The 24,607-nt window shown below is 56.0% G+C and carries 26 protein-coding genes; 4 read left to right on the forward strand and 22 right to left on the reverse strand.

Annotated elements, in window-relative coordinates; all coding sequences use genetic code 11:
• Positions 1-164: 164 nt before the first annotated feature.
• The 8 genes from trpA to dacB all read right to left on the reverse strand — a co-directional run bounded on the left by trpA (position 165) and on the right by dacB (position 8,570).
• Positions 165-953: a tryptophan synthase subunit alpha gene (gene trpA, locus DZC51_RS07585; protein ID WP_157294777.1), complete on the reverse strand. Its 789-nt coding sequence runs from the start codon at positions 951-953 to the stop codon at positions 165-167.
• Positions 946-2,172 (reverse strand): tryptophan synthase subunit beta, encoded by a 1,227-nt coding sequence (gene trpB, locus DZC51_RS07590; protein ID WP_157294778.1) that lies wholly within the window; start codon positions 2,170-2,172, stop codon positions 946-948. Before trpB ends, trpA begins: the two co-directional genes overlap by 8 nt.
• On the reverse strand, positions 2,172-2,789 hold the full coding sequence (locus DZC51_RS07595; RefSeq protein WP_157294779.1) for a phosphoribosylanthranilate isomerase: 618 nt from the start codon (positions 2,787-2,789) through the stop codon (positions 2,172-2,174). Before DZC51_RS07595 ends, trpB begins: the two co-directional genes overlap by 1 nt.
• Positions 2,786-3,574, reverse strand: coding sequence for an indole-3-glycerol phosphate synthase TrpC (trpC, locus tag DZC51_RS07600; RefSeq protein ID WP_157294780.1), 789 nt, complete (start codon positions 3,572-3,574; stop codon positions 2,786-2,788). The genes DZC51_RS07595 and trpC overlap by 4 nt, the downstream gene beginning before the upstream one ends.
• Positions 3,571-4,599, reverse strand: a complete 1,029-nt coding sequence (gene trpD, locus DZC51_RS07605) for an anthranilate phosphoribosyltransferase (RefSeq protein ID WP_157294781.1) — start codon at positions 4,597-4,599, stop codon at positions 3,571-3,573. The genes trpC and trpD overlap by 4 nt, the downstream gene beginning before the upstream one ends.
• A 32-nt stretch (positions 4,600-4,631) precedes the next feature.
• Entirely contained in the window at positions 4,632-5,258 is a 627-nt protein-coding gene (locus DZC51_RS07610; protein WP_157294782.1) for an anthranilate synthase component II, read from the reverse strand.
• Complete coding sequence (locus DZC51_RS07615) at positions 5,255-6,622, reverse strand: anthranilate synthase component I family protein (RefSeq protein ID WP_157294783.1); 1,368 nt, start codon at positions 6,620-6,622, stop codon at positions 5,255-5,257. The genes DZC51_RS07610 and DZC51_RS07615 overlap by 4 nt, the downstream gene beginning before the upstream one ends.
• Before the next feature lie 460 nt (positions 6,623-7,082).
• Complete coding sequence (gene dacB / locus DZC51_RS07620; protein ID WP_157294784.1) at positions 7,083-8,570, reverse strand: D-alanyl-D-alanine carboxypeptidase/D-alanyl-D-alanine endopeptidase; 1,488 nt, start codon at positions 8,568-8,570, stop codon at positions 7,083-7,085.
• Between the two features lie 170 nt (positions 8,571-8,740).
• On the opposite strand from dacB, the gene mgtE reads away from it, so the two are divergent.
• A complete protein-coding gene (mgtE, locus tag DZC51_RS07625) occupies positions 8,741-10,099 on the forward strand; it encodes a magnesium transporter (protein ID WP_157294785.1) in 1,359 nt (452 codons plus the stop codon).
• 63 nt (positions 10,100-10,162) lie between these two features.
• Here mgtE and DZC51_RS07630 read toward each other — a convergent pair whose 3' ends face one another.
• Positions 10,163-10,603, reverse strand: a complete 441-nt coding sequence (locus tag DZC51_RS07630) for a hypothetical protein (RefSeq protein ID WP_157294786.1) — start codon at positions 10,601-10,603, stop codon at positions 10,163-10,165.
• Between the two features lie 174 nt (positions 10,604-10,777).
• Positions 10,778-11,464 (reverse strand): GNAT family N-acetyltransferase, encoded by a 687-nt coding sequence (locus tag DZC51_RS07635; protein ID WP_157294787.1) that lies wholly within the window; start codon positions 11,462-11,464, stop codon positions 10,778-10,780.
• An 89-nt stretch (positions 11,465-11,553) separates the two neighbouring features.
• On the opposite strand from DZC51_RS07635, the gene DZC51_RS07640 reads away from it, so the two are divergent.
• On the forward strand, positions 11,554-11,937 hold the full coding sequence (locus DZC51_RS07640; RefSeq protein ID WP_157294788.1) for a VOC family protein: 384 nt from the start codon (positions 11,554-11,556) through the stop codon (positions 11,935-11,937).
• A gap of 152 nt (positions 11,938-12,089) precedes the next feature.
• On the opposite strand, the gene DZC51_RS07645 is transcribed toward DZC51_RS07640, so the two are convergent.
• The 8 genes from DZC51_RS07645 to DZC51_RS07680 form a co-directional block, all read right to left on the reverse strand.
• On the reverse strand, positions 12,090-12,641 hold the full coding sequence (locus DZC51_RS07645; protein WP_157294789.1) for a cysteine hydrolase family protein: 552 nt from the start codon (positions 12,639-12,641) through the stop codon (positions 12,090-12,092).
• Between the two features lie 111 nt (positions 12,642-12,752).
• On the reverse strand, positions 12,753-14,276 hold the full coding sequence (locus tag DZC51_RS07650) for a succinyl-CoA:acetate CoA-transferase ScpC (RefSeq protein ID WP_157294790.1): 1,524 nt from the start codon (positions 14,274-14,276) through the stop codon (positions 12,753-12,755).
• A gap of 163 nt (positions 14,277-14,439) precedes the next feature.
• Positions 14,440-15,084: a LytTR family DNA-binding domain-containing protein gene (locus tag DZC51_RS07655; protein ID WP_157294791.1), complete on the reverse strand. Its 645-nt coding sequence runs from the start codon at positions 15,082-15,084 to the stop codon at positions 14,440-14,442.
• 188 nt (positions 15,085-15,272) lie between these two features.
• On the reverse strand, positions 15,273-15,764 hold the full coding sequence (locus DZC51_RS07660) for a flavin reductase family protein (protein WP_157294792.1): 492 nt from the start codon (positions 15,762-15,764) through the stop codon (positions 15,273-15,275).
• Between the two features lie 103 nt (positions 15,765-15,867).
• On the reverse strand, positions 15,868-16,485 hold the full coding sequence (locus tag DZC51_RS07665; protein WP_157294793.1) for a class I SAM-dependent methyltransferase: 618 nt from the start codon (positions 16,483-16,485) through the stop codon (positions 15,868-15,870).
• Positions 16,486-16,543: 58 nt separating this feature from the next.
• Positions 16,544-17,071, reverse strand: a complete 528-nt coding sequence (locus DZC51_RS07670; RefSeq protein WP_157294794.1) for a DUF1572 family protein — start codon at positions 17,069-17,071, stop codon at positions 16,544-16,546.
• A 12-nt stretch (positions 17,072-17,083) separates the two neighbouring features.
• A complete protein-coding gene (locus DZC51_RS07675; protein WP_157294795.1) occupies positions 17,084-17,515 on the reverse strand; it encodes a VOC family protein in 432 nt (143 codons plus the stop codon).
• On the reverse strand, positions 17,515-18,564 hold the full coding sequence (locus tag DZC51_RS07680; RefSeq protein ID WP_157294796.1) for a serine hydrolase domain-containing protein: 1,050 nt from the start codon (positions 18,562-18,564) through the stop codon (positions 17,515-17,517). The genes DZC51_RS07675 and DZC51_RS07680 overlap by 1 nt, the downstream gene beginning before the upstream one ends.
• A 169-nt stretch (positions 18,565-18,733) precedes the next feature.
• On the opposite strand from DZC51_RS07680, the gene DZC51_RS07685 reads away from it, so the two are divergent.
• Entirely contained in the window at positions 18,734-20,122 is a 1,389-nt protein-coding gene (locus DZC51_RS07685; protein ID WP_157294860.1) for an MFS transporter, read from the forward strand.
• A 318-nt stretch (positions 20,123-20,440) separates the two neighbouring features.
• On the opposite strand, the gene DZC51_RS07690 is transcribed toward DZC51_RS07685, so the two are convergent.
• A complete protein-coding gene (locus DZC51_RS07690) occupies positions 20,441-20,782 on the reverse strand; it encodes a hypothetical protein (RefSeq protein ID WP_157294797.1) in 342 nt (113 codons plus the stop codon).
• A gap of 253 nt (positions 20,783-21,035) precedes the next feature.
• Positions 21,036-21,980 carry an aminoglycoside phosphotransferase family protein gene (locus tag DZC51_RS07695; protein ID WP_157294798.1) on the reverse strand — a complete coding sequence of 315 codons (945 nt, stop codon included), beginning with the start codon at positions 21,978-21,980 and terminating at the stop codon, positions 21,036-21,038.
• A gap of 188 nt (positions 21,981-22,168) precedes the next feature.
• On the opposite strand from DZC51_RS07695, the gene DZC51_RS07700 reads away from it, so the two are divergent.
• The gene (locus DZC51_RS07700; RefSeq protein ID WP_157294799.1) at positions 22,169-22,789 is read left to right on the forward strand and encodes a LysE family transporter; all 621 of its coding nucleotides are present in this window, start codon (positions 22,169-22,171) and stop codon (positions 22,787-22,789) included.
• Positions 22,790-22,916: 127 nt separating this feature from the next.
• Here the strand turns inward: DZC51_RS07700 and bioB are convergent, their stop codons facing one another.
• The gene (gene bioB, locus DZC51_RS07705) at positions 22,917-23,906 is read right to left on the reverse strand and encodes a biotin synthase BioB (protein WP_157294800.1); all 990 of its coding nucleotides are present in this window, start codon (positions 23,904-23,906) and stop codon (positions 22,917-22,919) included.
• Entirely contained in the window at positions 23,903-24,523 is a 621-nt protein-coding gene (locus tag DZC51_RS07710; protein WP_157294861.1) for a biotin transporter BioY, read from the reverse strand. Before DZC51_RS07710 ends, bioB begins: the two co-directional genes overlap by 4 nt.
• Positions 24,524-24,607: the final 84 nt, after the last annotated feature.

Here is a 24,607-nt window from a genome sequence, read left to right on the forward strand (position 1 = left end):
CTCTCATGACATATATACGGACCGGCGCCGCAAGAGTTTCGTTTTATCGTGGCAGAGGCCAAGTGTACACCTTTCCACCGGGAAAGGATACGCCCGGCACAAGCCACTCCTCTTTTAGCATACCCAAAAAGGGCATCCCGCTCACCGGGATGCCCTACATCCTATTATTCAGCCGGCACCGCGATGTCTTTCGCAGAGCCGATCAGTTCTTTAATCGGTTCCCTTTCCCCGCGGTGCAGCGCGTCGACAATCGCACTGCCGACAATGACGCCGTCCGCCGTCCGGCCGAAGTCACGGACGTGTTCAGGTGCCGAGATGCCGAAGCCGGCAAGGACAGGAATGTCCGCGATGGCCTTCAGCCGCTCCAGACGGCCATCGGTCGTCCCCCCGAAGCTGTCGCGGACACCGGTGATGCCATCGACGGTGACCGCGTAGATGAAACCTTCCGCAGCTTCCACAATTTTCCGGATCCGGTCTTCCGGAGCGGACAGCGGGATGAGCCGGATCAGGTCGATGCCGTTCATCCGGAGGCAGTCCTCGAGCGGTTCGCTTTCTTCGAACGGCACATCCGGGACGATGACACCGGCAATCCCGGCCTCCTGGCAGTCGTTTGCGAATCCTGCCATGCCGTAGCTGAGCACCGGGTTCAGGTAGGTCATAAAGATGATCGGGATGTGCACCTCTTCACGGATCGCCTTTACTTCTTCGATGACCGCCTTCAATGTGGTGCCTGCCGAGAGCGCGCGGAGACCCGCTTCCTGGATGACCGGCCCGTCAGCAGCCGGGTCGGAAAATGGAATGCCGAGCTCGACGGCCGTCGCGCCCGCTTCCTGCAGAAACAGAAGATCCTCCTTCAGGCGATCGAGTCCGCCGTCGCCCGCCATGATGTACGGGACAAATGCACAGCCGCCGGCTTCGCGTGCCTGAAGGATAGCTTTGGTGATCTCAGACATTACCGTCTCCTCCCTTCAGTGCATCCCGCACGGTCATGACATCCTTGTCGCCGCGCCCGGACAGGCAGATGACGACAATCTGGTCAGGGGACATGCCGGATGCAAGCTCCACGGCGTAATGCACGGCGTGTGAGCTCTCGAGCGCCGGAAGGATGCCTTCCTTCCGGCTGAGCATCTTCAGTGCCTCAAGAGCCTGTTCATCCGTGACCGATGTGTAGGTCACACGCCCCGTATCGCGGAAATGCGAATGCTCGGGACCGGCACCCGGATAGTCAAGCCCCGCGGAGATGGAATGGGCCTCATTGATCTGGCCTGCTTCATCCTGCAGAAGGTACATGTAGGCGCCGTGAAGCGCGCCCGGCCGGCCGCCGGTAAGCGCCGCGGCATGCTTGCCTGTTTCAATGCCGCTTCCCGCGGCCTCGACGCCGTAGAGGGCGACCTCCGTGTCATCCACAAACGGGTGGAACATGCCGATCGAGTTGCTTCCGCCGCCGACGCAGGCGACGACCGCGTCCGGCAGGCGCCCTTCCTTCTCGAGGATCTGGCGCCGGGTCTCGGCACCGATCACCCGCTGGAAGTCACGTACAATCTCCGGGAACGGATGCGGCCCGAGTGCGGAACCGATGACATAATGCGTGTCGGAGACATTTGCCACCCAGTAGCGGAGCGCCTCATTGACCGCGTCCTTCAGCGTGCCGGAGCCCTGGTCAACCGAGACCACAGAAGCGCCCAGCAGTTCCATCCGGAAGACGTTCAGCTCTTGACGCCGGATGTCCTCCTTGCCCATGAACACGATGCATTCCATGTCGAGCAGCGCGCAGGCGGTCGCGGTCGCCACGCCATGCTGGCCCGCTCCGGTTTCCGCGATGATCTTCGTCTTGCCCATCCGCTTGGCGAGAAGCGCCTGGCCGATCGCATTGTTGATCTTGTGCGCGCCGGTATGGTTCAGGTCTTCGCGCTTCAGATAGATTTTTGCGCCGCCCGCGTTCTCTGTCAGACGTTCCGCAAAGTAAAGAGGGTTTTCACGCCCGACATAGTCTTTCAGATAGTATTCCAGCTGTGCCACAAACTCAGGGTCCTCTTTTGCTTCCCGGTAAGCCGTCTCGAGCTCGAGGAGCGCCGGCATGAGCGTCTCGGGGACGAAGCGGCCCCCGTATTCACCGTAACGGCCGGTTTTATCGGGTGCTTGATATGCTTTTTGCTCTGTTGTGTTCACCATCAGGCCTCTCCCCTTTCCTTCACGGCACGGATAAATCCTCGGATCAGATCCGGGTCTTTCCGCTTATCCCGTTCCACGCCACTTGACACGTCGAGTGCATACGGAGTTGTCTGTCTGACCGCCTCAGCCGCGTTGCCGGCGTTGAGTCCGCCGGCGATGATCGTCCGTTCCCGCGGGATGCCGGCCTCGGCAAGGAGCGACCAGTCGAACACATTCCCGCTGCCTCCCCGGAAGTCGGTGCCCGGCGCATCAAACAGATAATAATCCACGTCATATTCGGCAGCCCTCCGGACATCCTCTGCCGTCCGGACGGAAAATGCCTTGATTGACGGCAGGCCGATTTTCCGGATCTGCTCAGGCGTCTCGTCGCCGTGGTACTGCACATAATCCAGCGGAACATTCCGGTAGACGGTGCGGAGCTCTTCGGCATCCGGATTTACGAAGACGCCGACTTTCTTGACGTTCTCCGGTACACGGGCTGCCAGCTCCGCCGCCCATTTCATATCGACGCGCCTCCGGCTCGGGGCAAAGACGAATCCGATGGCGTCGGCTCCTGCATCGATGGCGGCTTTGACATGCTCGGCTTCCATGAGCCCGCAGATTTTCACCCTTGTCATGGCCGGAGCACCCCTTCCGCCCCGCGGTAAGAGCGGATGACCGCACCCGGGTCGCCGCTCCGCATGAGCGACTCCCCGACGAGGATGGCGTCCGCGCCGTTTTCCCGGACGCGTGCGGCATCCTCCGCCGACATGATCCCGCTTTCCGAAATCAGATATCGTCCCTGCTTTTTGCCGGCACGGGCGGCCAGCCGCTCTGTGTTGCCGAGGTCGACTTTGAACGTCTTCAGGTCACGGTTGTTGATGCCGATAAATGCCGGATCCAGTTCAAGCGCCCGGTCCATCTCCTCTTCGTCATGCACCTCGACGAGGACATCGAGTCCTGCTGTCACCGCATAGGCGTGCAGCTCCCGGAGCCGCTCCTGCGGCAGCGCGGCCACAATCAGGAGGATCACGGAGGCACCCGCCTGGAGCGCCCGGTCGATCTGCAGTTCATCGATGATGAAGTCCTTGCAGAGAATCGGGATCCGGACAGCTTCAGCAACAGCTGCCAGATCTTTGTAGGACCCCTTGAAAAATGCTTCTTCCGTCAGGACGGAAATGCAAGATGCGCCTGCCTGTTCATAGCGCAGCGCCTGCTCGGCGGGATCCGCGTTCTCGTTAATGATGCCCTTTGACGGGGAGGCCCGCTTCACCTCGGCGATGACGCCAAGTCCGTCCTTTGCATCAAATGATTCCGACAGACGCGGCCGCTTGTGCCGGATTGCCGGCGTTGCCGGGATTTCTGCCCGCAGTGAAGGAAGCCGCTTCCGCTTTTCTTCCAGAATATCGTCCAGGATCGTCATGGCGTGACCGCCTCCTTTGTTTGCTGGTGGAACCGGATGACGGATTCCAGCTTTTCCATCGCCTTGCCGGACAGGATGATGTCTTTTGCAAGACCGACGCCTTCCTGTGCACTTTCTGCGCGCCCTGCGGCAAACAGGCCGATACCCGCGTTGAAAGCGACAGCATCGAATTTCGGGCCGCGGGCACCGCCGAGGACCGAGCGGAGGATTTCCGCGTTTTCCCGGCCGTCTCCTCCCTTGAGGGCGGACAGCGGGGCAGACGTGAGGCCCACATCTTCAGCTTCGAGCGTGAACGGGATCAGGTCGCCGTTGTCCAGCAGCACGAAGTCATTCGGCCCCGCGAGAGAGGCCTCATCCATGCCGCCCGCTCCGCAGACGACGATCGCTCGCTTGCGGCCCTGCATCCGGAGAACCGATGCATAGTTCATCGTAAAGTCCTTCCGGCTGATGCCGGTGAACTGGGATGCCAGCGGAACGGGATTCGTCAGCGGTCCCGTCAGGTTGAAGATCGTGCGCCGTCCGAGCCGCGAACGGATCTGTCCGATGCGCTTCATTTTCGGATGCAGCCGCGGGGCAAAGAGGAATGCGATGCCTTCCTCGCGCAGCTGCCTTGCCGCCTCCTCCATATCCTGTTCGAGCCCGATGCCGAGTGCCTCCAGCACATCGGAGCTGCCCGAACGGCTGGAGATTTTCCGGTTGCCGTGTTTGGCGACCGGAACACCTGCGGCAGCCAGGACGAATGCCGAGGTCGTACTGATATTGAAGCTGTCCGAACCGTCTCCGCCCGTCCCGCAGTTGTCGGTGTACGGGGCTTCCGGGACATTCGGCTCGATCGCCATTCCGCGGGTCACCTCGGCAAGCGCCGCCACCTCGTAGGTTGTCTCTCCCTTGTCGGCAAGCGCCGCGAGGAATTCGCCGACCTCTTTTTCCGGCGTGCGCTCATCAAACATGAACAGCGCGGCTTCTGTCATTTCCTCGTAGCTCAGATCGTTTCCGTTCCGTACTTTCTGTGTAAACTCTCTCATCTCTGCTCCACTCTCCTCTGCTCTCTATGGTGTTATAGCCCGGGAATCCGCTGGGGACCGGATGCATTTTCTTTCTGTTTGTTGAAGGCCTTGGCCTCTTCCAGGAAGGCGGCCAGCAGCCGCTCCCCCCTTTCCGTTCCGACCGATTCCGGATGGAACATGAGCCCGTAGACCGGATGGCGGTCGTGCCGCACGGCCATGACCGTGTTGTCATCCATCGAGTAGGCGTCAGCGTGCAGGACTTCGGGAAGCGCTCCCTCGTCTAGTGCCGCCGAGTGGCAGCACATCACGCGGAGCGGTTGGGGAAGATAGGCGAACAGGCCGCCCCGCTTGTGCCTTACCATGGCCGGCTTGCCGTGACGGATCTGGGTGCGCCGGCTTTTTCCTTCGCCATAAGCGGCTGCGATGATCAACTGGCCGAGCGAGACGCCGAGGATCGGGACATCCGCCCCGAACTCCCGCACAATCTCCATTGATTCCGGCCAGTCTTCAGGACTCCCGGGACCGGACGACAGGATGATCGCGGTCGGGTCGAACCGCTCGACCTTCGACAGCGTCGCCGCCTTCGCATCCAGGATGCCGATGTCCTCACCCAGCACGGCGAGGGCGCCGGACAGGTTCTGGGTAAATGAGTCTTCGTGATCGATCAGCAAAATCATTTGACCACCTCCGTGAGCGAACGGGCTTTGTTAGCCGTCTCCTTATATTCCAGTTCCGGACGGGAGTCATGGACGACTCCTGCGCCTGCGCGGACCGAAGCAATCCCGTCTTTGATGAAAAAGGTCCGGATGGCGAGCGCCATGTCCATATTGCCGTTAAAGCCGATGTAGCCGACAGAGCCCCCATACAGGCCGCGAGGCGACGGCTCCAGACGGTCGATGAGCGCCATCGCCCTGCCCTTCGGCGCGCCGGTCACGGTGCCGGCCGGAAGGCATGCCTTGATGGCATCGAACGCATCCGCACCCTCTTTCAGCTGCCCTTCCACTTCAGAAACGAGATGCATGACGTGCTCATAGCGGACGACTTCCTGATAGGCGGTCACCTTGACCGTCCCCGGTACTGCAGCTTTCGCGATGTCATTGCGCCCGAGGTCGACGAGCATATCATGCTCGGCCAGTTCTTTCGGGTCGGCGAGAAGTTCCGTCTCAAGCGCCCGGTCTTCTTCCCGGTTTTTTCCCCGACGGCGGGTCCCGGCGATGGGGTTCATCGAGAGGGTGCCCCCCTTCGCCTTCACGACACTTTCCGGAGAAGTCCCGACGATGACCGTCTCTTCGAGGTCGATGATGTACATGTACGGCGACGGGTTGCGCCTGCGGAGCCGGCGGTACAGTCCGAAAGGGCTTCCGGAAAACGGTGCGCTCAGGTCACGGGACAGGACCACCTGATAAAGCTCGCCTGCAGCGATGGCGCCGATTCCCTGCCGGACCGCTTCCTCGAAGGCTTCTTTTTCGGTATCCGATGTGAACTCGCCGAGCGTGAAAGCTTCCGTTTCCGGCTCGCCGGACAGGATCTGGGACTCGACTTTGTCAAGATCATCATCCGCCGGCCCATCCCCTAGATTGGTGCGGACAATCGAGACTGTGCCCTCCAGATGGTCGAAGACGATGACGGTGCTGTAGACATTCAGGAGAACATCCGGCCCTGCACCGCCGGTTACCTTGTGCTCTCCCGCCCCGTATCCGATCGCCCCGACGGCGCCTCCCGCAAACGGGAAGGCTTCCGGTGAAGCGACCCTCGGCAGCAATCGCTGAAGCAGCTCCAGCGGCTCGCCCTCATGCCGGAATACTCTGCCCGTTCTGCAGTCCCGCTCTTCAAGGACACGGCCCTCCGCGCGGTATGTCTTCACCGGGTCCTGTCCGATGTAGGAATAGCGCCCCGGTCCGTCATGCGCGCCCGAGCTTTCCAGCATGAACTTCCTGCTGCCCTTCAGCCTGCCGAATACGGCCACCGGCGTCAGCGCATCCGCCGCAATTCTTCTGACGGCCACCCGTCCTGACTCTGTCTGTTCTCTGACTGTGCTCATCTCTGCTCAGCTCCCTTTTCTCAGAAAATCAAAAAGTCCCCCGCAACAGGCACAGCAGTCCTGTTGCGGAGGACGGAGAATATCCGCGTTGCCACCTCCGGTTGGGGCGGATCGCCCCCTCTCGGCCATGCCGCAGATCGCGGCACGTTCCCTTAACGCGGGAAGGTCGTCCGCCGGGCCCGGGCCACGGCGGCTCTCATAAGTCCATTCACATGCGGGGCGCTCCGGCTTCCACCTGCCGCCGGCTCTCTGGGCCGCCTGTCGCATGCTACTCCTCTTACTCTGCAATTTCTCGGCTATGCTGTGCTCTACTCTGCTCTTTGATCCAAGGGCGATGCCGCTCCCGGCACCTTCTGCCCCTACCGGACTAAAAAGTTAACACTCATCTTACATTGTTTAGAAAATACCGTCAAGTCCGTTTTCAGATTTTCTTCAGGCTGGCTTTTCAGACTGCCGCCGGTTATTCCAGTTCTGCGATGGCTTCTGCGATCTCATCCTGGATCGGTGTGACGGAGCCCGCCAGATAATTGTTGAACAGGATGGAGAAGATGTACTCCTCCCCATTTTCCGCGGTCACATAGCCGGACAGTGACGAGACACCGGTGAGCGATCCGGTCTTCGCTTTAACGTTCTCCGCAGCTGCGGTGTCCTTCATGCGGGTGCGGAGCGTGCCGCCGGTCATCCGGTCCGGATGGCCCGCGACAGGAAGTGAATTCAGGAAGACCGGGAACCACGGCTCTGCCTGGGCCTTATAGAGAAGGACAGAAAGCTGCTCCGCGGTCACAAGGTTCTTATGCGACATGCCGGAGCCATCACGCAGGCGCATGCCGGCCGGGTCGAGGCCATATGCTGCAAGCACATCCTCCATCACGCTGAGTCCGGCATCCCACGAGCCTTCTCCGGCACCCTTGCGGCCGATTTCCTTAACGAGCACTTCCGCATGACCGTTATTGCTGAGCTTCATGAACGGGATATACAGCTCGCTAAGCGGCATTGATTCCTTTGAAGCCAGGGCGGTCGCACCTTCAGGGGTTTCACCCTCCGCAAGCTTCCCGGAAACTGTGATGCCTTCCTGCTTCAAAGCCTGTTTGAACAGATCAAGCGCATAAATCGTCGGGTCCTCGACGGCCGTCCAGGAACGCGATGCTGTCGCTCCGACCGGAATCGTTCCCGTAATTACAATGTTATTCGTGCCGTGCTCGCGGGTGATGGAAATCGATTTCTTCCCGTCTTTGGCAACGGTCTCTGCGCGGTTGTCGATCGTCACGGATTCCGTAAACGGCTCGAGCGTGATCTCCGCCGCGGCACCTGCTTCATTGGCCGGATTGACGTTCACGATGACGGTGCCCGCGTCATAGTCGTTGTTCGGCGAAGCGGTCAGTGCTGACACGCCGGCTCCGGTGTAGTTGTGCTCATCTGACCAGTTCAGGTCTTCCGACAGCAGCACGTCATCATACCAGCTGTCATCCGCGATGAGGCTGCCGTGGACTTTCTTGACGCCCTTCGCCTTCACATCCTTTGCGAATTGGGCAAAGTCTTCCTTGAGCAGAGTCGGGTCGCCCTTGCCTCGAAGATACAGGTCACCCTTCAGGACGCCTCCAGGAGTCAGCTTGCCCGTATGAAGGACATCCGTCATGAACCGGTGGTCAGGCCCAAGCACTTCAAGTGCAGCGACGCCGGTCAGGATCTTCATGTTCGAGGCCGGATGGAGCAACAGATCATCGGTGCGCTCGAAAACCGTCTCCCCCGTAGAGGCCTTTGTCACATTCACCCCGAATGAGGCGCCATCCAGCCTCGGGTCCTTGAGGATTTCGCTCAGTGCGTTGCCGAGTGCGGCACCTTCTTCAGTCGCGACGGCGGGCTGCAGGCCGGGTGCGGCGCCTGCGGGTACGAGAAGAAGCGCTGAAAGTGTCATTGCGGTTAGCCATTTTTTCTTCGTGGCCGGCATGGATTTTCCCCCTTAAGAATCAGTTTGAACCAGTGTAGCAATAAAATTCTGAATTCTCTATCTTATGATGGGCTTATTTTCTTCTTGCATGAGCGGGAGAAAAGTCCCGGCCACAGACTAAGCACCCGCCGGATGGGTATAGTGAAAATAGTGGAAGGAGGCGATGGAGCATGGCGGCTGACATGAAATCCGAACAGCTGACAATCGCCCTCGTCCGGCAGCTGAAGGAAGGCGACCGGAAAGGGTTTTTGAAGCTGTTTATGGATCTGCGCCCGTATGACCAAGCCGTACAGTACATGGAAATCCCGAAAAAACATCACCCGCTGATTCTGGAATGGCTCGACCTTCCGGCCATTACGGAGATGCTTCCGTACCTAGAGCCGGAGAATCAGATGGAATTCATCAGAGCCCTCGGGCCCGACAAGGCCGTTCCTGTCCTCGACATGATGCAGAACGACGACCTTGCTGCGATGCTGACGGACCTCTCGCCGGAAGAGATCGACCGGCTCACCGGCCAGATGCTCAAGGAAGAAGCGGAAAGCGTACGGAAGATTCTCGACTATCCGCCGGAGACGGCCGGCCGCATCATGACGAACCGCTTTGTCTGGGTCCACGAGGACTATACAGTCGGGCAGGCGGTCGAAAAGCTGAAAAACTACAGCGACTACGCGGAATACCTGAACTATACATACGTCATCAACAGCGACAAGCAGCTGATCGGCGTTTTGTCGTACCGACAGCTGCTCCTGACAGATGCGGACACGCCGGTCAGGGACGTCATGTCCCGCCGTGTCATTTCGGCGAACGCCCGGACTGACCAGGAAGACGTGGCCAAGCAGTTTGCGCGCTATGATTTTGTCGCGGTCCCTGTCACCGATGATGACAATGTCCTCGTCGGCATCATCACCGTTGACGACGTGATCGATGTCATCGTCCAGGAAGCGGATGAAGACATCGAAATGCTGATGGCGAGCGGTAAGCAGATTGACTTCCGGACAAAGCCGGTCACGGCCGCCATGCGGCGTCTGCCTTGGCTGATCCTGCTTCTGTTTATCGGACTCGTTTCGGGCAGCATCATCAGCGGATTCGAAGACACCCTTAACCAGGTGGTCGCCCTTGCATTCTTCATGCCGCTCATCGCCGGCATGACGGGGAACACCGGCACACAGTCTCTGTCGCTGATCGTCCGCGGGCTCGCAACGGAAGACCTGGACATGAAAACCGCTATCCGGGTCGTGCTCCGCGAACTGATGGTCGGCATCCTCATCGGTATCATATGCGGCGTGCTCATCTCGATCATCGCCTTTATCTGGCAGGGCAGCTTCATCCTCGGAATCGTGGTAGGCGCCTCACTCGTCATCACGCTCATCATCGGGACGCTGGCGGGCACGATCATCCCTCTCGTCCTCAGCCGGTTCAAATTCGACCCGGCCGTGGCAAGCGGCCCCCTCATCACGACTGTCAACGACATCCTCTCGCTCCTGATCTACTTCGGGATCGCGACGATGTTCCTGAATTACCTGACGTGACGTCAATCCGTGCCAGACTGTGCACAACAACAAAGCAGCTGACCGCCATCCCATCCGGGTGCGTCAGCTGCTTTCATCCTGCCCGATCTTTGCGATCAGCTGTTCCATCATTGCATTCAGCCGCTCGATGTCCGGCGAAGGTTGCCGGTCCAGTTTCTGTGCCATTTCATCGATCTGTTTTTGCATCAGTTCCATCTGCTGCTGACTTTGCTGTTCCTGCTGGTCATTCAGCTGTTTCTTCAGATCATCCAGCTGTTGCTGGAATTGCGCATGCAACTGGTCCTCCTGCTCTTGCTCGATGCGGGCTTCCTCTATGGCAATGGCGGCGCCGATCACTCCAAGCGTATCACCGATCGCTGCAAGGATTCCGCCAAACAGTCCGATTGCAGCTCCACGGCTGACCGGTGAGCCGCCCGAATTATTGCCGCAATTACCCGCCTGGTATTGTTGGCTTGGCGGATATTGAAGGCCTCCGCCATTCTGATAGGGAGGTCCCTGCCACATATCCATCTCTCCCCCGGTTCGCTTCCCTTTATGGATCCACTTCTCCACTATCATATGAACCGGGCGTGCAAATGGACCATCAGCACAACGTTTCAACATTTTTAATCAGTTGTGTAACACTTACGGCCCCTTATGTAACATCAGTCCCCGACCCCATACACTCGGGACATTTCCTCATCGCTCATACCGGACAAACCACTCATTGCCGTCCCCCACCAAAGCAGTTCCTGCCCAGCCAGCCGCGAGCAGCGCCTGCTGGCCGGAGATGTCATCCATCGGAATTTCGCGGGCATCAGTTCGCTGCCGCTCAGGTGTCTGCAGGTCTTTATAGAAAACATACCGGAGCTTGCCGCCGTACTTCTCCTTGAGTGCACGGACTTCGAGGCCGTGCCTGAACTTATCCTTCAGGCTCGGGATGTTCCCCGGCATGACCGTCGAGCAGACATAGCGGTAGCGATTCGCGTCCACGCGGTCCATGAGGACACTCCCCATGAGCGTCTGGAGCGAAAATCCGCGCCACTTCGGGGAGACGGCGGAGATCTCCTGATAGATGACCTTGCCGATCTCGTCTTCCGGCACGCCAACATCGCGGCCGAGCCCTTCATGATCATTGTCCGGGATGAGCATTGCCCGCCAGGCGATCATCTCGCCGTCCGCATACACCCCGATCATCTCGCCGTTGCCGTCCAGGATAAATCGGAATTCATCCTCCGTCAGCGGCTGAAGGCGCTCCTTCACCTCAAGCGCTCCGATGACTTCATCCTGGAGCGAGAGAACCTCCGGCAACTGCTCCGGAGTAAGCCTGCGCATATGGATGGGCTGGCCGTTTCTCAGTTCACCCTCAAAGATATGGTTCTTCATCACAATCCCCGCCTTCCGTTCTCAATCGTACTTTACAAAGGATACACTGAAAAGTATCTTTGGGATAACAATGGAAAGGGGATGGGGAAATGGGGATAACGACAATCGGACAGATCGGCCTGCCGGCGGAGGATATCGAAAGGGCTGCTGTCTTTTATTCGGAAAAGCTGGGTCTGCCGCTTTGGTTCAAGACGGACAACATGGCGTTCTTTGACTGCGGAGGCGTCCGCCTCATGCTGACGGTGCCGGAGCACGAAGCCTTCGCATCAAACGGATCGGTCATCTATCTGAATACGGATGACATCCACACCCGCGCAAAGGAACTGCAGGAGGCCGGTGTCCCGTTCATGGGCGAGCCTCACATGGTCGCCAAAATGGGAGGAACGGAGACATGGATGGCATTTTTCGCAGATACGGAAGGCAACCACCTTGCGCTTATGAGTGAAGTCCCTTCGGACGGCGAGACACAGTGAGCAGCACACCGGACAGGAGATTCCTGCCGGTGTTTTTAAATGCATCAAAAAAGAGCCGGATACCCGGCTCTGACAATAGGTAACGGAAAAATCCGTGCTCCGAAGGAAATGCTGCAGTTTCTGAATGATCACCTGTCCGCAGAAAGAAGTGCTCAGACGACCTTTGCTCCGAGCGTGTTCGTGAAATGCGCCAGCGCCCATTCGTGTCCTGCCGGGTTAAAACTTGCCACCGCGTCTTTGTGGATGGTGATGGAAAAGCCTTTGTTATAGGCATCCACTGCAGTATGGAGTACGCAGATGTCCGTGCAGACGCCGACGATGTGCAGCTCATGGATGCCTCGTTCGCGGAGTTTGATCTCCAGGTCCGTGCCCGCAAATGCACTGTAGCGGGTCTTGTCCATGTAATGGACATTCACATCATCATGATGGGCCTCGAATACCTCCTGCAGTTCGCCATACAGATCCCGGCCTTCGCTGCCGGCTATGTTGTGCGGCGGGAACAATTTGCTTTCCGGGTGGCATGTATCGCCCTCTTCATGCCGGTCGATGGCAAAGACGACGTAATCCCCCCGCTCAAGAAATTCCCGTGTCAGGCGTACGATTTCCCCCTCGATCGCCTGTCCGGGTTTCCCGCAGGTCAGCTTTCCGTCATCCGCGACAAAGTCGATCGTGTAATCCACATTCAGCAAAGCTCTCATATCCATACCCCTTCCGTGAACCGTATTTCCTATCATCATATCAGGGAAGCCCATCACCTGTCATGACACATCCGGACAAGAAAACCCCTGCCGCAAACGGGCAGGGGTGCATAGAATTTATTTTGCTTCGACGACTTCCTTGTCCATCTTCATCGTGCCATGCTCGGCAAGATGCTGATGCCAGGAGAAAGCCTTTTCGAGAACGTGAGGCGTCTGGCCACCACGCTCGAGTGCTTCCTGATAGTACGCCCAAAGCTGCTTTTTGTAATCCGGGTGTACGCAATTTTCGATGATGAGCGGCACGCGTTCGCGCGGTGCAAGGCCGCGGAGGTCCGCATAACCCTGTTCCGTGACGACGATGTCCACATCATGCTCGGTGTGGTCGACGTGCGAGACGAACGGCACGATGCTCGAGATGTTGCCGCCTTTGGCAACCGATTTTGTGACGAAGATGGCAAGGCGCGCGTTGCGGGCAAAGTCGCCCGATCCGCCGATGCCGTTCATCATCTTCGTGCCGGATACGTGTGTGGAGTTGACGTTTCCGTAGATGTCGAACTCAAGAGCCGTATTGATCGAGATGAGGCCGAGGCGGCGGATCAGTTCAGGATGGTTCGACATTTCCTGAGGGCGCATGATCAGCTTGTCACGGTACTTTTCGAAGTTGCCGAAGACCTGCTTCATTTTCTCATCGGAAAGCGTGATCGAGCAGCACGAAGCAAAGTCGACCTTGCCTGCATCCATCAGGTCAAATACCGCGTCCTGGAGCACTTCCGAATAGACTTCAAGATTCTTGAACTCGGAGTCGATCATGCCGTGGAGGACCGCATTCGCCACGCTGCCGATTCCCGACTGGAGCGGTGCAAGCGTTTCATCAAGGCGGCCAAGCTCGATTTCCTTGCGGAGGAAGCTGAGCAGATGCTCCGCCATGATTTTTGTTTCCTCATCCGGCTGGACGATCGTGGACGGAGAGTCCGCCTGGTCAGTGAATACTATTCCGCGGATCAGTTCCGGGTCCACTTTGATACCCGGTGCGCCGATGCGGTCATCCGCTTTCAGAATCGGAATCGGGCCGCGCTCACCCTGCTTGCCCGGCTCATAGATGTCATGGATGCCTTCCAGAAGCGGTGTCTGCGCCATATTGATCTCTACAATGATATTTTTCGCGTGGGTGGCAAAGAGAGACGAGTTGCCGACAGATGTCGTCGGGATGATCGTGCCGTCTTCCTTGACCGCAATCGCTTCGACAATGGCGAAGTCGATCGGGCCCATGGCGCCGGAGCGCACAAGCTCGGCTGTATGGGAAAGATGCTGGTCAACGAAGAACATATCGCCGGCATTGATGCTCTTGCGCATCGTCGGATCTGCCTGGAACGGAAGTCGCTTGTTGACGATGCCCGCCTCGGCAAACAGCGTGTCGACATCCGACCCGAGGGATGCCCCTGTGAATACGTTCACTTTGAAGCCATTTTCTTTCGCACGGTCGACGAGGGCGAACGGAACCGCTTTCACGTCGCCGGCACGGGTAAAGCCGCTGAGGCCGAGCGTCATGCCGTCCCCGATCCAGGATGCTGCCTCCTCAGGTGTCACAACACGATTGCGCAATGCTTCATTTTCAATGCGATCAAGTTGGATATTAGTCATCGTATAATCAACCTCTTCTGAAAAGTTTTAGTTGGAATTAGGAGCAAGTATAAATTTACTTATTTTCATTATTCCCTAAAACGCTTTCATGGAAGAGGTTTTTGGTCAGAAAAGCCGGTTTCGTGTGTTACCTACAGAAAAATGTGGCTAAAAGCGCACAATTTTAGTATCCTAGAATCTTCCTGAAATAACTGGAATAGGATTGACTGACCGGCACCCGGTCTCCATTGTCCATCTCCAGCAGGAATGTCGAGTGGGAATCCGGATAGATTTCTCTGATATGGTGGACGTTCACAATAAACGAACGGTGGCAGCGGACGAACATATCCCTTGGCAGGACATATTCAAACTCCTGGAGCGTGTTTTTATGGGTCCCAGTCAGACCTTCGGTGACAACTTGCGTCTTGCGGTCTTTTACCTCAAAGTATTTGACGTCTCCAAACGGGACAGGCTTCCAGCCATCTTCGGTCCTGACCGTCACGACCGACTTTCCTTCCGTGTAGGTAGGATAAACAGCGAGGACCGTTCCCTGCAGTTCCCCGTCTTTATGGAACGGGACTGCCATGCCGTGGTACGGAACGCCGAATACCTGCCGGTCGATGAACTCGGATTCCTTCTGTCCGGAAGAAAGCGCCTTGTGGGCAATCGTGCCTTCCTTCACCGGGTCGCCCGGCCGGATTTTCAGATCGACCCGTTTGCTCGGACGGTAATAAATATATTGTTCAGTATCGGTGACACCGATCGAAATTTCATCGGAGAACAGTTCTCCCAACACATCAAGCAGTTCTTTTTCTGTTATTTTTTCCACTATGTCACCTTCCTCCGTCGTTTTTCATTGTTCCCATTATAACGAAAACAGTTAACGCCGCCTATCACGCCCATATTGTTATGAGTGACAAATATTAATTTAGTGCTTTATACATACTAAAGGCTCCCCGGAATGCCCGATCGTTGGGCGTTCCAAGGAGCCGGGTCAGTGATGGGTGCTGCTGACCTTTATTCGTAGAACGACTCGGGGATAGCATCAAATTTACGCCGATGATAGAGAAGCGGTTCTTTTCCGTGATGATCGATCTGCTGTACCTCGCCGATCAGGATGCGGTGGTCGCCTCCTCCGACTGTTGTATGCATGCTGCAGTGAAGAACGCCGGCTGCTCCTTTGATGATCGGAAGTCCTTCCGCTGACATCTCCCAATCACAGTTTTTAAACCGGTCGAGTCCATGGCTTGCGAACAGGGCACACATTTCCGCCTGATCCGCCGCCAGGATATGGACTGCGAACTGCTTGGCATTTGTGAATGTATCATAAGTGGAGACCCGTTTATCAATCGACCATAGAATCAGCATCGGGTCGAGTGATACGGACGCGAACGAGTTGACCGTCATGCCGACTGGTGTACCGTCCGGAGCCGTCGTTGTGATGACTGTTACGCCGGTCGGATAGTTCCCCATCACTTGTTTGAAGGCATTGACTTTCTCATTTTTCATTTATGTATTCACCTCTTTTCCTGGTGGTGGGTTTGCAAGACTTTCATACAGCCCAACTATATCAGAACCGTCCAACACTTTTCGACATGGACGCTTTTCTGTTTCACGTGGAACTTTCGAATCGCCAAAGCGAGAATCGCTCATTTGGATTTTTCTCTGCAAGCCCCGGTACAGGGACATCTTTCAGATGAAGAAATGGGGAATGGTTCTCGAGTTGGCTGAGGTAATCAAGAGTCGGGTAGTAAAGAATCAAATCGACGGTCCGCGGGCTTTCTTCCACCGACTTCAGAATGTTCGATAAAACTTTGGCGAACAGGCTTACGGAAAACGGATTAAAGAAATAAAAGACATCATCAAGAGGCTTCACCTGGTAATCTTCGGCCCGGCACCGGATGAATGTAATGGACCCCTTTAACCGGTTCTTTTTCTTTATCATATACAAATCCCGGTTTTCCAGTGAATCCAGATAAAGCTGGCCGTCCATTTCCACTCCGGTTACCGCTGCCCCGGTCCTGTGGTTGATGTAAAAGGCCGTCCGCCCCTTGCCGCATCCGAAGTCCACGATTGAACTTGTTCTGCCGGGCCGGTATTCATCCAGCAGAGCATCCAGCCCCTCGTAAGGGGTCGCTTCGTACCGGTTGTCATGGATGGAGCGGATGCCCCAGTCCTGGACGCCCGCCGTCCGGATGCCGAGCAGCCGGTCTGTTTCATGTTCGTTCATCCGAATGCCTCCAAAAAAGAACTCACCCGCAATGCGGGTGAGTTTATTATATCGCACGTTACTGCCCCGGAGGCTTTGTCCGGTATGTCTCTGATTGGCCTTTCGGAATGCTGAGGGTTTCCCAGTTCTCGCCCGTCAGCATCTTGGCAATGTAGACAATCTGGCCGATATGGGAAGCGACATGGCTTAAGTGCCGCTCCATCGCATCAATCACGGTATGGCGTTCCCCGCGGATAAAGATCTCTTTAAGCAGATCGTCTTCATCAAGACTATCCAGCGCCCCGAACAGGGTCTTCCACCCTGCTTCGGAAATCTCCCGCAGCTCCGCCTTTGTGACTGAGACAATTTCGAATTCCCCGTCCCGGTTGCGGTCGGGCTTTTCACCGTCGGTCGTGAGAAAGTCGGTCCACCTGGAGATCATGTTCCCCGACAGATGGCGGACAATCACCGCTATGCTGTTGGATTCCGGTCCGGGGACATGATGGATTTCTTGGTCGTTCAACTGAGCGACTGCCCGGTCACCTAGGTCTTTCAGTTGATCGAACCGTCCGCGGACAGCCCTGAGATATTCTTGACCGATACTCATCGTGTCTCCCCCTCAATCAATAATGAGCATGTCCTGCCCGTCAAACTGCCAGTCCGGCCCGTAAGCGACTTCCCATACATAGCCGTCCGGATCCGAGAAATAGCCGGAGTAGCCGCCCCAAAAGACACGCTCCGGCTCCTTCAGAACTGTCCCTCCGGCCTTGCGGGCCTGATCCATGACGGCCTCCACTTCCTCTTGCGACTTGGCATTGAAAGCGATCGTGATGCCGGAAAAGCCGCCTCTTTGGGGAGGATCGGCCGCATCGATATCCTTGGCCAGTTCCTCCAGCGGATAAAGCGCCAGGCGGGTGCCGCCGTTCTTGAAGAACACAACGTCCGGATTGTCTTCCGTGACAGAGGTCTCAAAACCGAGGCCGTCACGGTAAAAGCGGAGTGAGGCGGTCATGTCAGCAACGCCGAGCGTCAGCAGGTTAATTCTGTTCATCAGTTCCCCTCCGTTGAATGAAGATATTCTTCGAATGCTTCCATCATTGGGTACGCGCCTTCCGACTTGTTCGAGGCCGCCGTGAATACCGCTCCTGACGCAGGATAAATGGCGGAATGGAAACTGACGCCCGGGTCATAGCCCATGACATGGATGCGCTCTGTCCTTTCCTCTTCCATGTCGATCCACACCCCGTATCCATATCCATCGCCGTCCTCATCCGCCGCATGCCGGGTGAGCAGGCGGGTGGTAAGTTCTTCCCCGATCATGCGCCTGCCGAGAAGTGCGTCCCAGAACTTGTGCATATCCGGCACAGTCGTGAACGCCCCGCCGTCGGAACCTCCCTGCACCGGAAGCGAATAGACATTCGTCCGCCACGTGCCGTCTTCTTCATCGATATAGCCGGTGGCTGTGTTTGCCGGCAGGCGGTCTAGCGGCCAGTAGCCGGAATCCATCATGCCGGCAGGACGGAAAACATGCTTTTCCACGTAGTCGGTAAAGCGCATGCCCGAAGCCTGCTCGACGATCAGGCCGAGCAGGATGTAGCCCGCATTGTTGTAGTGGAACCGTTCACCCGGCGCGAACATCATCCCGCGGTCGCTGAAAAGAGGCAGAAAATCCTTCAGGCTGCGGATCATGTACATTGGAACACCCTTCCACAGCTCCTCAAAATCGTCCATGACAGCCTCGTCAAAGTAATCCGGCACGCCTGATGTATGTGTGAGCAGATGATGGACGGTGATGTTCCGATCAAAATTCGGGAATGTTTCTTCCAGGCATTCTCCAAGTGTTGATTCCAGAGAAAGCTTTTCTTCCTCCACGAGTTGGAGGATGGCAACTGCCGTAAATATCTTGCAGCCCGAGGCAATGCCGAATTTTGTATCCGGACGGTTCTCCCGCTCAGCGGAGCGGTCTGCAAGTCCCCATGCGAATGCCCGGACTTCGCCGTCTCCCATGTCCGCTCCTGCAGCACCGGAGAACCCCTCTTTCTCTGCGGCTTGATCAAGCCCGTATACCATCGTCCCTTCTTTTCCAGATGCAGTTTTCATCAATTCTCCCCCATTTATGTCCAGTCCTTTATTTACTGTTCGACAAAACCGCCGGCAGCCCTTTACCCATCAATATCTTTTTTCGCCAGCACACCATGAATGGGTTACTTGCGTATAGGTCAGCCGGTTCGGCAAAGACTGAATAGAGGACAAAACGAAGGAAGTGAGAATAGTGGAAACGGCCTATAAAGGGACAAACAAATTAATCATCGGGATCGTATTTGGGGTACTGACCTTTTGGCTTTTTGCCCAAGCCATGGTCAACATCGTTCCGGCAATCCAAGAGGACCTGGGCGTATCGGCGGGAACGGTAAATATCGCAATCAGCCTGACCGCCCTTTTCTCAGGGATCTTCATTGTTGCTGCGGGCGGTCTTGCCGATAAAATCGGCCGAAAGAAAATCACGAATGTCGGCCTGATCTTAAGCATCATCGGTTCACTTTGTTTAGTGTTGGCAAACGGATCATTCTTACTCATTCTCGGCCGGGTCATTCAAGGCGTATCGGCCGCCTGTATCATGCCGTCAACGATTGCCCTGATCAAAGACTACTTTGAAGGGGCAGACCGGCAACGGGCACTCAGCTACTGGTCAATCGGTTCTTGGGGAGGCTCCGGCCTTTGTTCGCTGTTTGGCGGAGCGGTGGCCACTTATATGGGGTGGAAGTGGATTTTTATCTTATCCATCATTTTTGCCGTTCTGGCTTTGTGGCTGATCAAAGATACGCCTGAGAGCAAGGCAAAGCAGACCGGACATTCCAAATTTGACGTTGGCGGTCTGATCGTTTTCATCATCGCCATGCTGGCCCTGAACATTTTCATCACACAAGGCGCCGACATGGGCTGGGGCAACTGGCTGACGATCTCCCTGATTGTCGTTGCAGTCATTGGTACCATTGTCTTTATCAAGATTGAAAACGGGAAACCGAATGCACTCATCGATTTCAAGTTATTTAAAAACGGGCCCTATACGGGTGCAACCATTTCAAACTTCCTTCTCAATGCCATTGCCGGAACACTTGTTGTGGCAAACACGTATGTACAGGAAGGAAGAGGGTATACGTCGTTTCAGTCGGGGCTGCTTTCCATCGGCTATCTGATTGCCGTCCTTTCCATGATCCGTGTAGGAGAAAAGATTCTTCAACGGGTTGGTGCAAAGAAACCGATGCTCTGGGGTAACATTTTGACGGTGATCGGGGTAGGGCTGATGGGCCTGACCTTCTTGCCGGATCTCGGATACACCATCGTCGTCATTATCGGATTTGCCTTATTCGGTTTGGGATTGGGGATTTATGCGACGCCATCTACAGACACCGCAGTTTCAAATGCTCCGGATGAAAAAATCGGGGCTGCATCGGGAATTTATAAAATGGCGAGTTCCCTCGGCGCTGCTTTCGGGGTCGCGATTTCCGGAACTGTCTATGCCTCGATTGCAGCCAACGTTGGGCTGGATGTTGCAGCAACCGCAGGAATTATCACCAACGTCATCTTCGGAGTGCTCGCATTGCTGTCGATCATGTTCCTGGTTCCGCATGACGCAGGAAAAAGTGAAGTGAAATAACTCAATTGATGAAGGCGGCCACTTTTTCAGGCCGCCTTTACCATGTTTCCGAACGTGCATCTCAAGATAGAGTGCCGTAATCAAATCTAATACGGTGATCCGAAAATAGAGAGGTAAGTACGCCCCAGCCGATAGTACGAAAATGCAACACATACTACGCATCCCGTCTCTATCCCGAAAAACCTCATCCGTCAGATTTCCACAAACTGTGGCGCCTAGTCCATTATCCCGTTCTGCCGGCAGATTCCCGACAGAATCTCCATTAACAATGTAGAACTACCAAAAAAGCCCCCGGTAACCGGGAGCCGCAAAGTTGGATCAGTGGATGGAACCAAAGTATAGCTGACCGCTGTCCAAGTCGATCACCTTCAGCATGTCAGTCCGCTTGATGAAGATGGTCTTGTATTGTGGCCGGCTGTTTGCGTCCTTATACAGAATAATACGCTTGCCGTAGTTGTCCTCCACCACCTTAGGTGTCAAACCATCCATATCGATAATGGATTCAGTTTTGGGGACTTCGGGATATTGGCTGATTGCACTACCTGCAGTGACGGCTTTTGCTGCTTCCGCCTCGTCTGTCTGGAACATACTTGCCGTCCCGATTCCCGCTCCGGCAATAAGCATTGTGCTGAGTGCAATGGTGATTACTTTGTTTCCCACCATGATCCTCTCCTTTTCTCAAGGTCTGCTCTAAGCGTACCCGGGTTTTCTGAGAAGATGATGAGAAGGCGGTTAAAATTTCCATAGAATGGGGCCCTCAGTCCGAATCCATTGGAATGCGTATTCGGCAATAGTACAAATTCGCAGCCGATAGTACGAAATCCGAATCTATAGTGCGATAAGGGAAAATTAAGTACGAAACCGTGCCTGGTAGTACGAAAATGAAGTGCATACTACGATACTCATCCCTATACTACGAAACCCCATCACTCAGAACCCCGGAAAGCTGCCGCGCATACCATTCCGTGATCCGGTTCTGCAGACGGATTCCTTGGAGGTTCCCCTCCTCGGCATTCCAACAGGCGGACATGATGGTCATCGCGATGCAGGCCCGGAACAGCCGCTCCCTGCCGACCGGGAGCCGCGAGAGCATGACCGAAGTGCGCAGATCAAGCGTTTCTTCAAGTGGTTTGCCTTCCAGCTCGTTATAGAGATAAGGCGCAAGATCACAGGCGGGGTCCCCCGCATAGCCATGCGGGTCGATCGCCATCCAGCCGCGCTTTTCATCCAGCAGGATATTCTGATGATGAAGGTCGCCGTGAAGCAGTTCTGTCGTGCCATGATGCTCGAACCAGCTAAAGCAATCTTCTGCAAGCGTGACATGAGACTCTGGAATCGGGCCGCCATCCGGATGCATGGCCCGGTATTTGGCGCAAGCTTCCTTCCCCATCCTTCCGACCGGGCGGATTTCCGCACCATACGGAAGCGGCCTGCGGATCCTTGTCCAAACGTTACAGAAGCTCTCCGTCGCTTCCTTTTCATCCCGGAAAGCCCGGAGCATGGTGCCCGGTGACAGGTGCTCGATCAGCTGCACCCCATCTTCGGGCACGGCACGGAGAAGCCGGGCGCATCCGCCCCCTCCATATTCAGACACTGCCAGGATTTCATTCCGGCTGTCCTCCGTCGGCACACTTATTTTCATCACGGCTTCCGTCCCGTCCGCACATGTCACGAAAAGCACATAATTATAGGACAGATTGGGAGCGGGACCTTTCACCGACAGCCCCCAATCCCGCGTGTAACGGGCAACCGTTTCCCCAAGCCCTTCCAGATAGGTCTTACCCGCCACTCCAAAGACCGCAACCATCCGATCTTTGAATTCCTGCGGCGGATTTGCCTGATGATTTGAAGGTTCCATGAACTCTCTCCTATCTCCGGATTCTTCCCAGTTGAAAATGTATACATTATGCAATTCGATGTATACAAAACAAAAAACATGCGCGGATAATACGCAATATATTGTCTGAAAACACTTTCATATACAGATTCCGTAAAAACCCAGTTATAATTATACAAAACGACGCGTTACGGAAGGAAGGTTTTCAGATGGACGGACTCCTGGGATACATTACAATAGCGGCGATGATTGTCATTATGCCGGGTGCGGACACGATTCTGCTTGTCCGCAACACCCTGAGCCATGGGACGAAAGCCGGCCGGTATTCGACGCTGGGCATGGCGACGGGCCTCCTTTTCTGGACGCTCATCGCTGTACTCGGACTCGCCGTCGTCATTGCGAAATCGGTCGTGCTCTTCACCATCATCAAGTATCTCGGAGCCGCTTATCTGATTTACCTCGGCATCAAGAGCCTGTTCACGAAAAACCTTCTTTCTGTAGAAGAACTCGAAGCGGACACTTCCTCAGGGGCGAAATCCTATCACAAGGAATCATTCAGGCAGGGACTGTTCAGCAACATCTTTAATCCGAAAACTGTGATCGCTTATGTAACGATTATGCCACAGTTCATCAACCTGGACGGCAACGTACCGGAGCAGCTGGTCATCCTTGGACTAATCCTGACGGGCCTCGCGGTCGGCTGGTTCTTTACCCTCGTCTTCATCATGGACCATGCCAAGCGCTGGCTGAACAATGCCCGCTTCCAGAACGGATTCATGAAGGCGGCGGGAGCCCTGCTCGTCGGCTTCGGAATCAAGACAGCATTATGAGAACATTCTCGATCGGCAAGGGGTCGCGCCCTTGCCGATTTTCTTTATGGGCCATCCATCGGATCAGAACCGCCAAATACAAGAGACATCCGGGATTAAGCGTCCCGGATGTCTCTTCTTAATATTTTCAGACCGGCTCCGCCATTTTCGGCATTTCAATCTCAAAGCCGAGATCTTGGAGCATCTTGAAGTCACTGTTTTCTTCCTGGCCTTCAGTCGTCAGATAGTCGCCGACGAAGATGCTGTTGGCCGCGTACAGGCCGAGCGGCTGGAGGGAGCGCAGATTGACTTCGCGGCCCCCGGAGATGCGGATCTCCTTGGTCGGATTGATGTAGCGGAAGAGGGCTAGCACCTTCAGGCAGTAGCGCGGATTCAGCTCGTCCGTGCCTTCCAGTTTCGTCCCGTCAATGGCATGGAGGAAGTTGACCGGAATCGAATCGGCATCCAGTGCGCGCAGCGACCGTGCGATATCGATGACATCCTCCTTTGTCTCCTTCATGCCGACGATGGCCCCTGAACACGGTGACATGCCGTTGCGCTTCGCCATCTCGACCGTGCCCACCCGGTCTTCATATGTATGTGAGGTCGTGATGAAATCATGATGGCGCTCGGAGGTGTTGAGGTTATGGTTGTACCGGTCGACACCGGCTTCCTTGAGCTTGGCTGCCTGCTCCTCTTTCAGGATACCGAGGCAGGCGCATACCGTCAGGCCGTACTTCTCCTTGATTTCTTCGACTGCCTCGCTGACCACACGGACGTCTTTCGTCGTCGGGCCCCGGCCGCTCGCCACGATGCAGTACGTGCCGGCCTTATTTTCATAGGCCCTTCGTGCGCCTTCCAGAATCTGCTCCTTCGTGATGAACGGATACTTCTCGATCGGCGCGGTGGAGTCCCTGGATTGTGCACAATAGCCGCAGTTTTCCGGGCAGTAGCCGCTTTTTGCATTGATGATCATGTTCAGTTTCACTTTTTTCCCGTAGTAATGCTTCCGGATCGTAAACGCTCCGTGCAGGAGCGGCAGAAGATCGTCATCATCCGTCTCCAGGATCGCCATGGCTTCCTCATCCGTCAGAACCTTTCCCCCGATTACTTCTTCAGCAAGCGTCTGCCAGTTCATCGCATTTCCCCCTCATTGGTTTTGATAGGAATGATCTTCAGCACTTTCTGCATCCGGAAAGCAAAGAACCCGGCCAGTACCGCAAGCACAATATCCTTCGGCAGCGGCGGCATCATCCACGCCCACGCCATCCAGTAGGAGAAGCCTTCCGGTGCGCTGAACCACAGGCTGTATGCCGCGTACATCCAGTTTGTCCCGAACAGGTAGTTGATGACTGTCGCAACCAGAGCTGCAGTCACAAATGACTTGAGCGTCCCCCTGTGCTCAACAATCCGTCCCGCCACGTAGGCGATCAGGATAAACGAGACGATAAAGCCGAATGTCGGCGACACGAGCGATGAGGCTCCTCCGCCGAACCGGGCAAAAACCGGCGCACCCGCGAGACCGATCAGCATATACACCGTGCAGGCGATCGCCCCTTTCCGGCTGCCCAGGATGAGCCCTGCCAGGATGGCAAAAAACGTCTGAAGTGTAATCGGCACGCCCCCGACGACCAAAAACGGCACAAACGATGTAATGTTGGCCCCGATCATCATCAGTGTTGCGAACAGCGCGCAATGCACGAGATCTAGCGGATGCCATCGTGCATGGGATCTTGTTGGTGCGGTTGCTTGCATCATTCATTTCCCCCTCAATTAGGTTAACCACCAGATATAATTTGTTAACACAAATATCATAGATAGAGAAACGCCCCTTAGTCA

Origin of the sequence: Bhargavaea sp. CC-171006, assembly GCF_009761675.1 — a bacterium.
Classification (GTDB): domain Bacteria; phylum Bacillota; class Bacilli; order Bacillales_A; family Planococcaceae; genus Bhargavaea; species Bhargavaea changchunensis.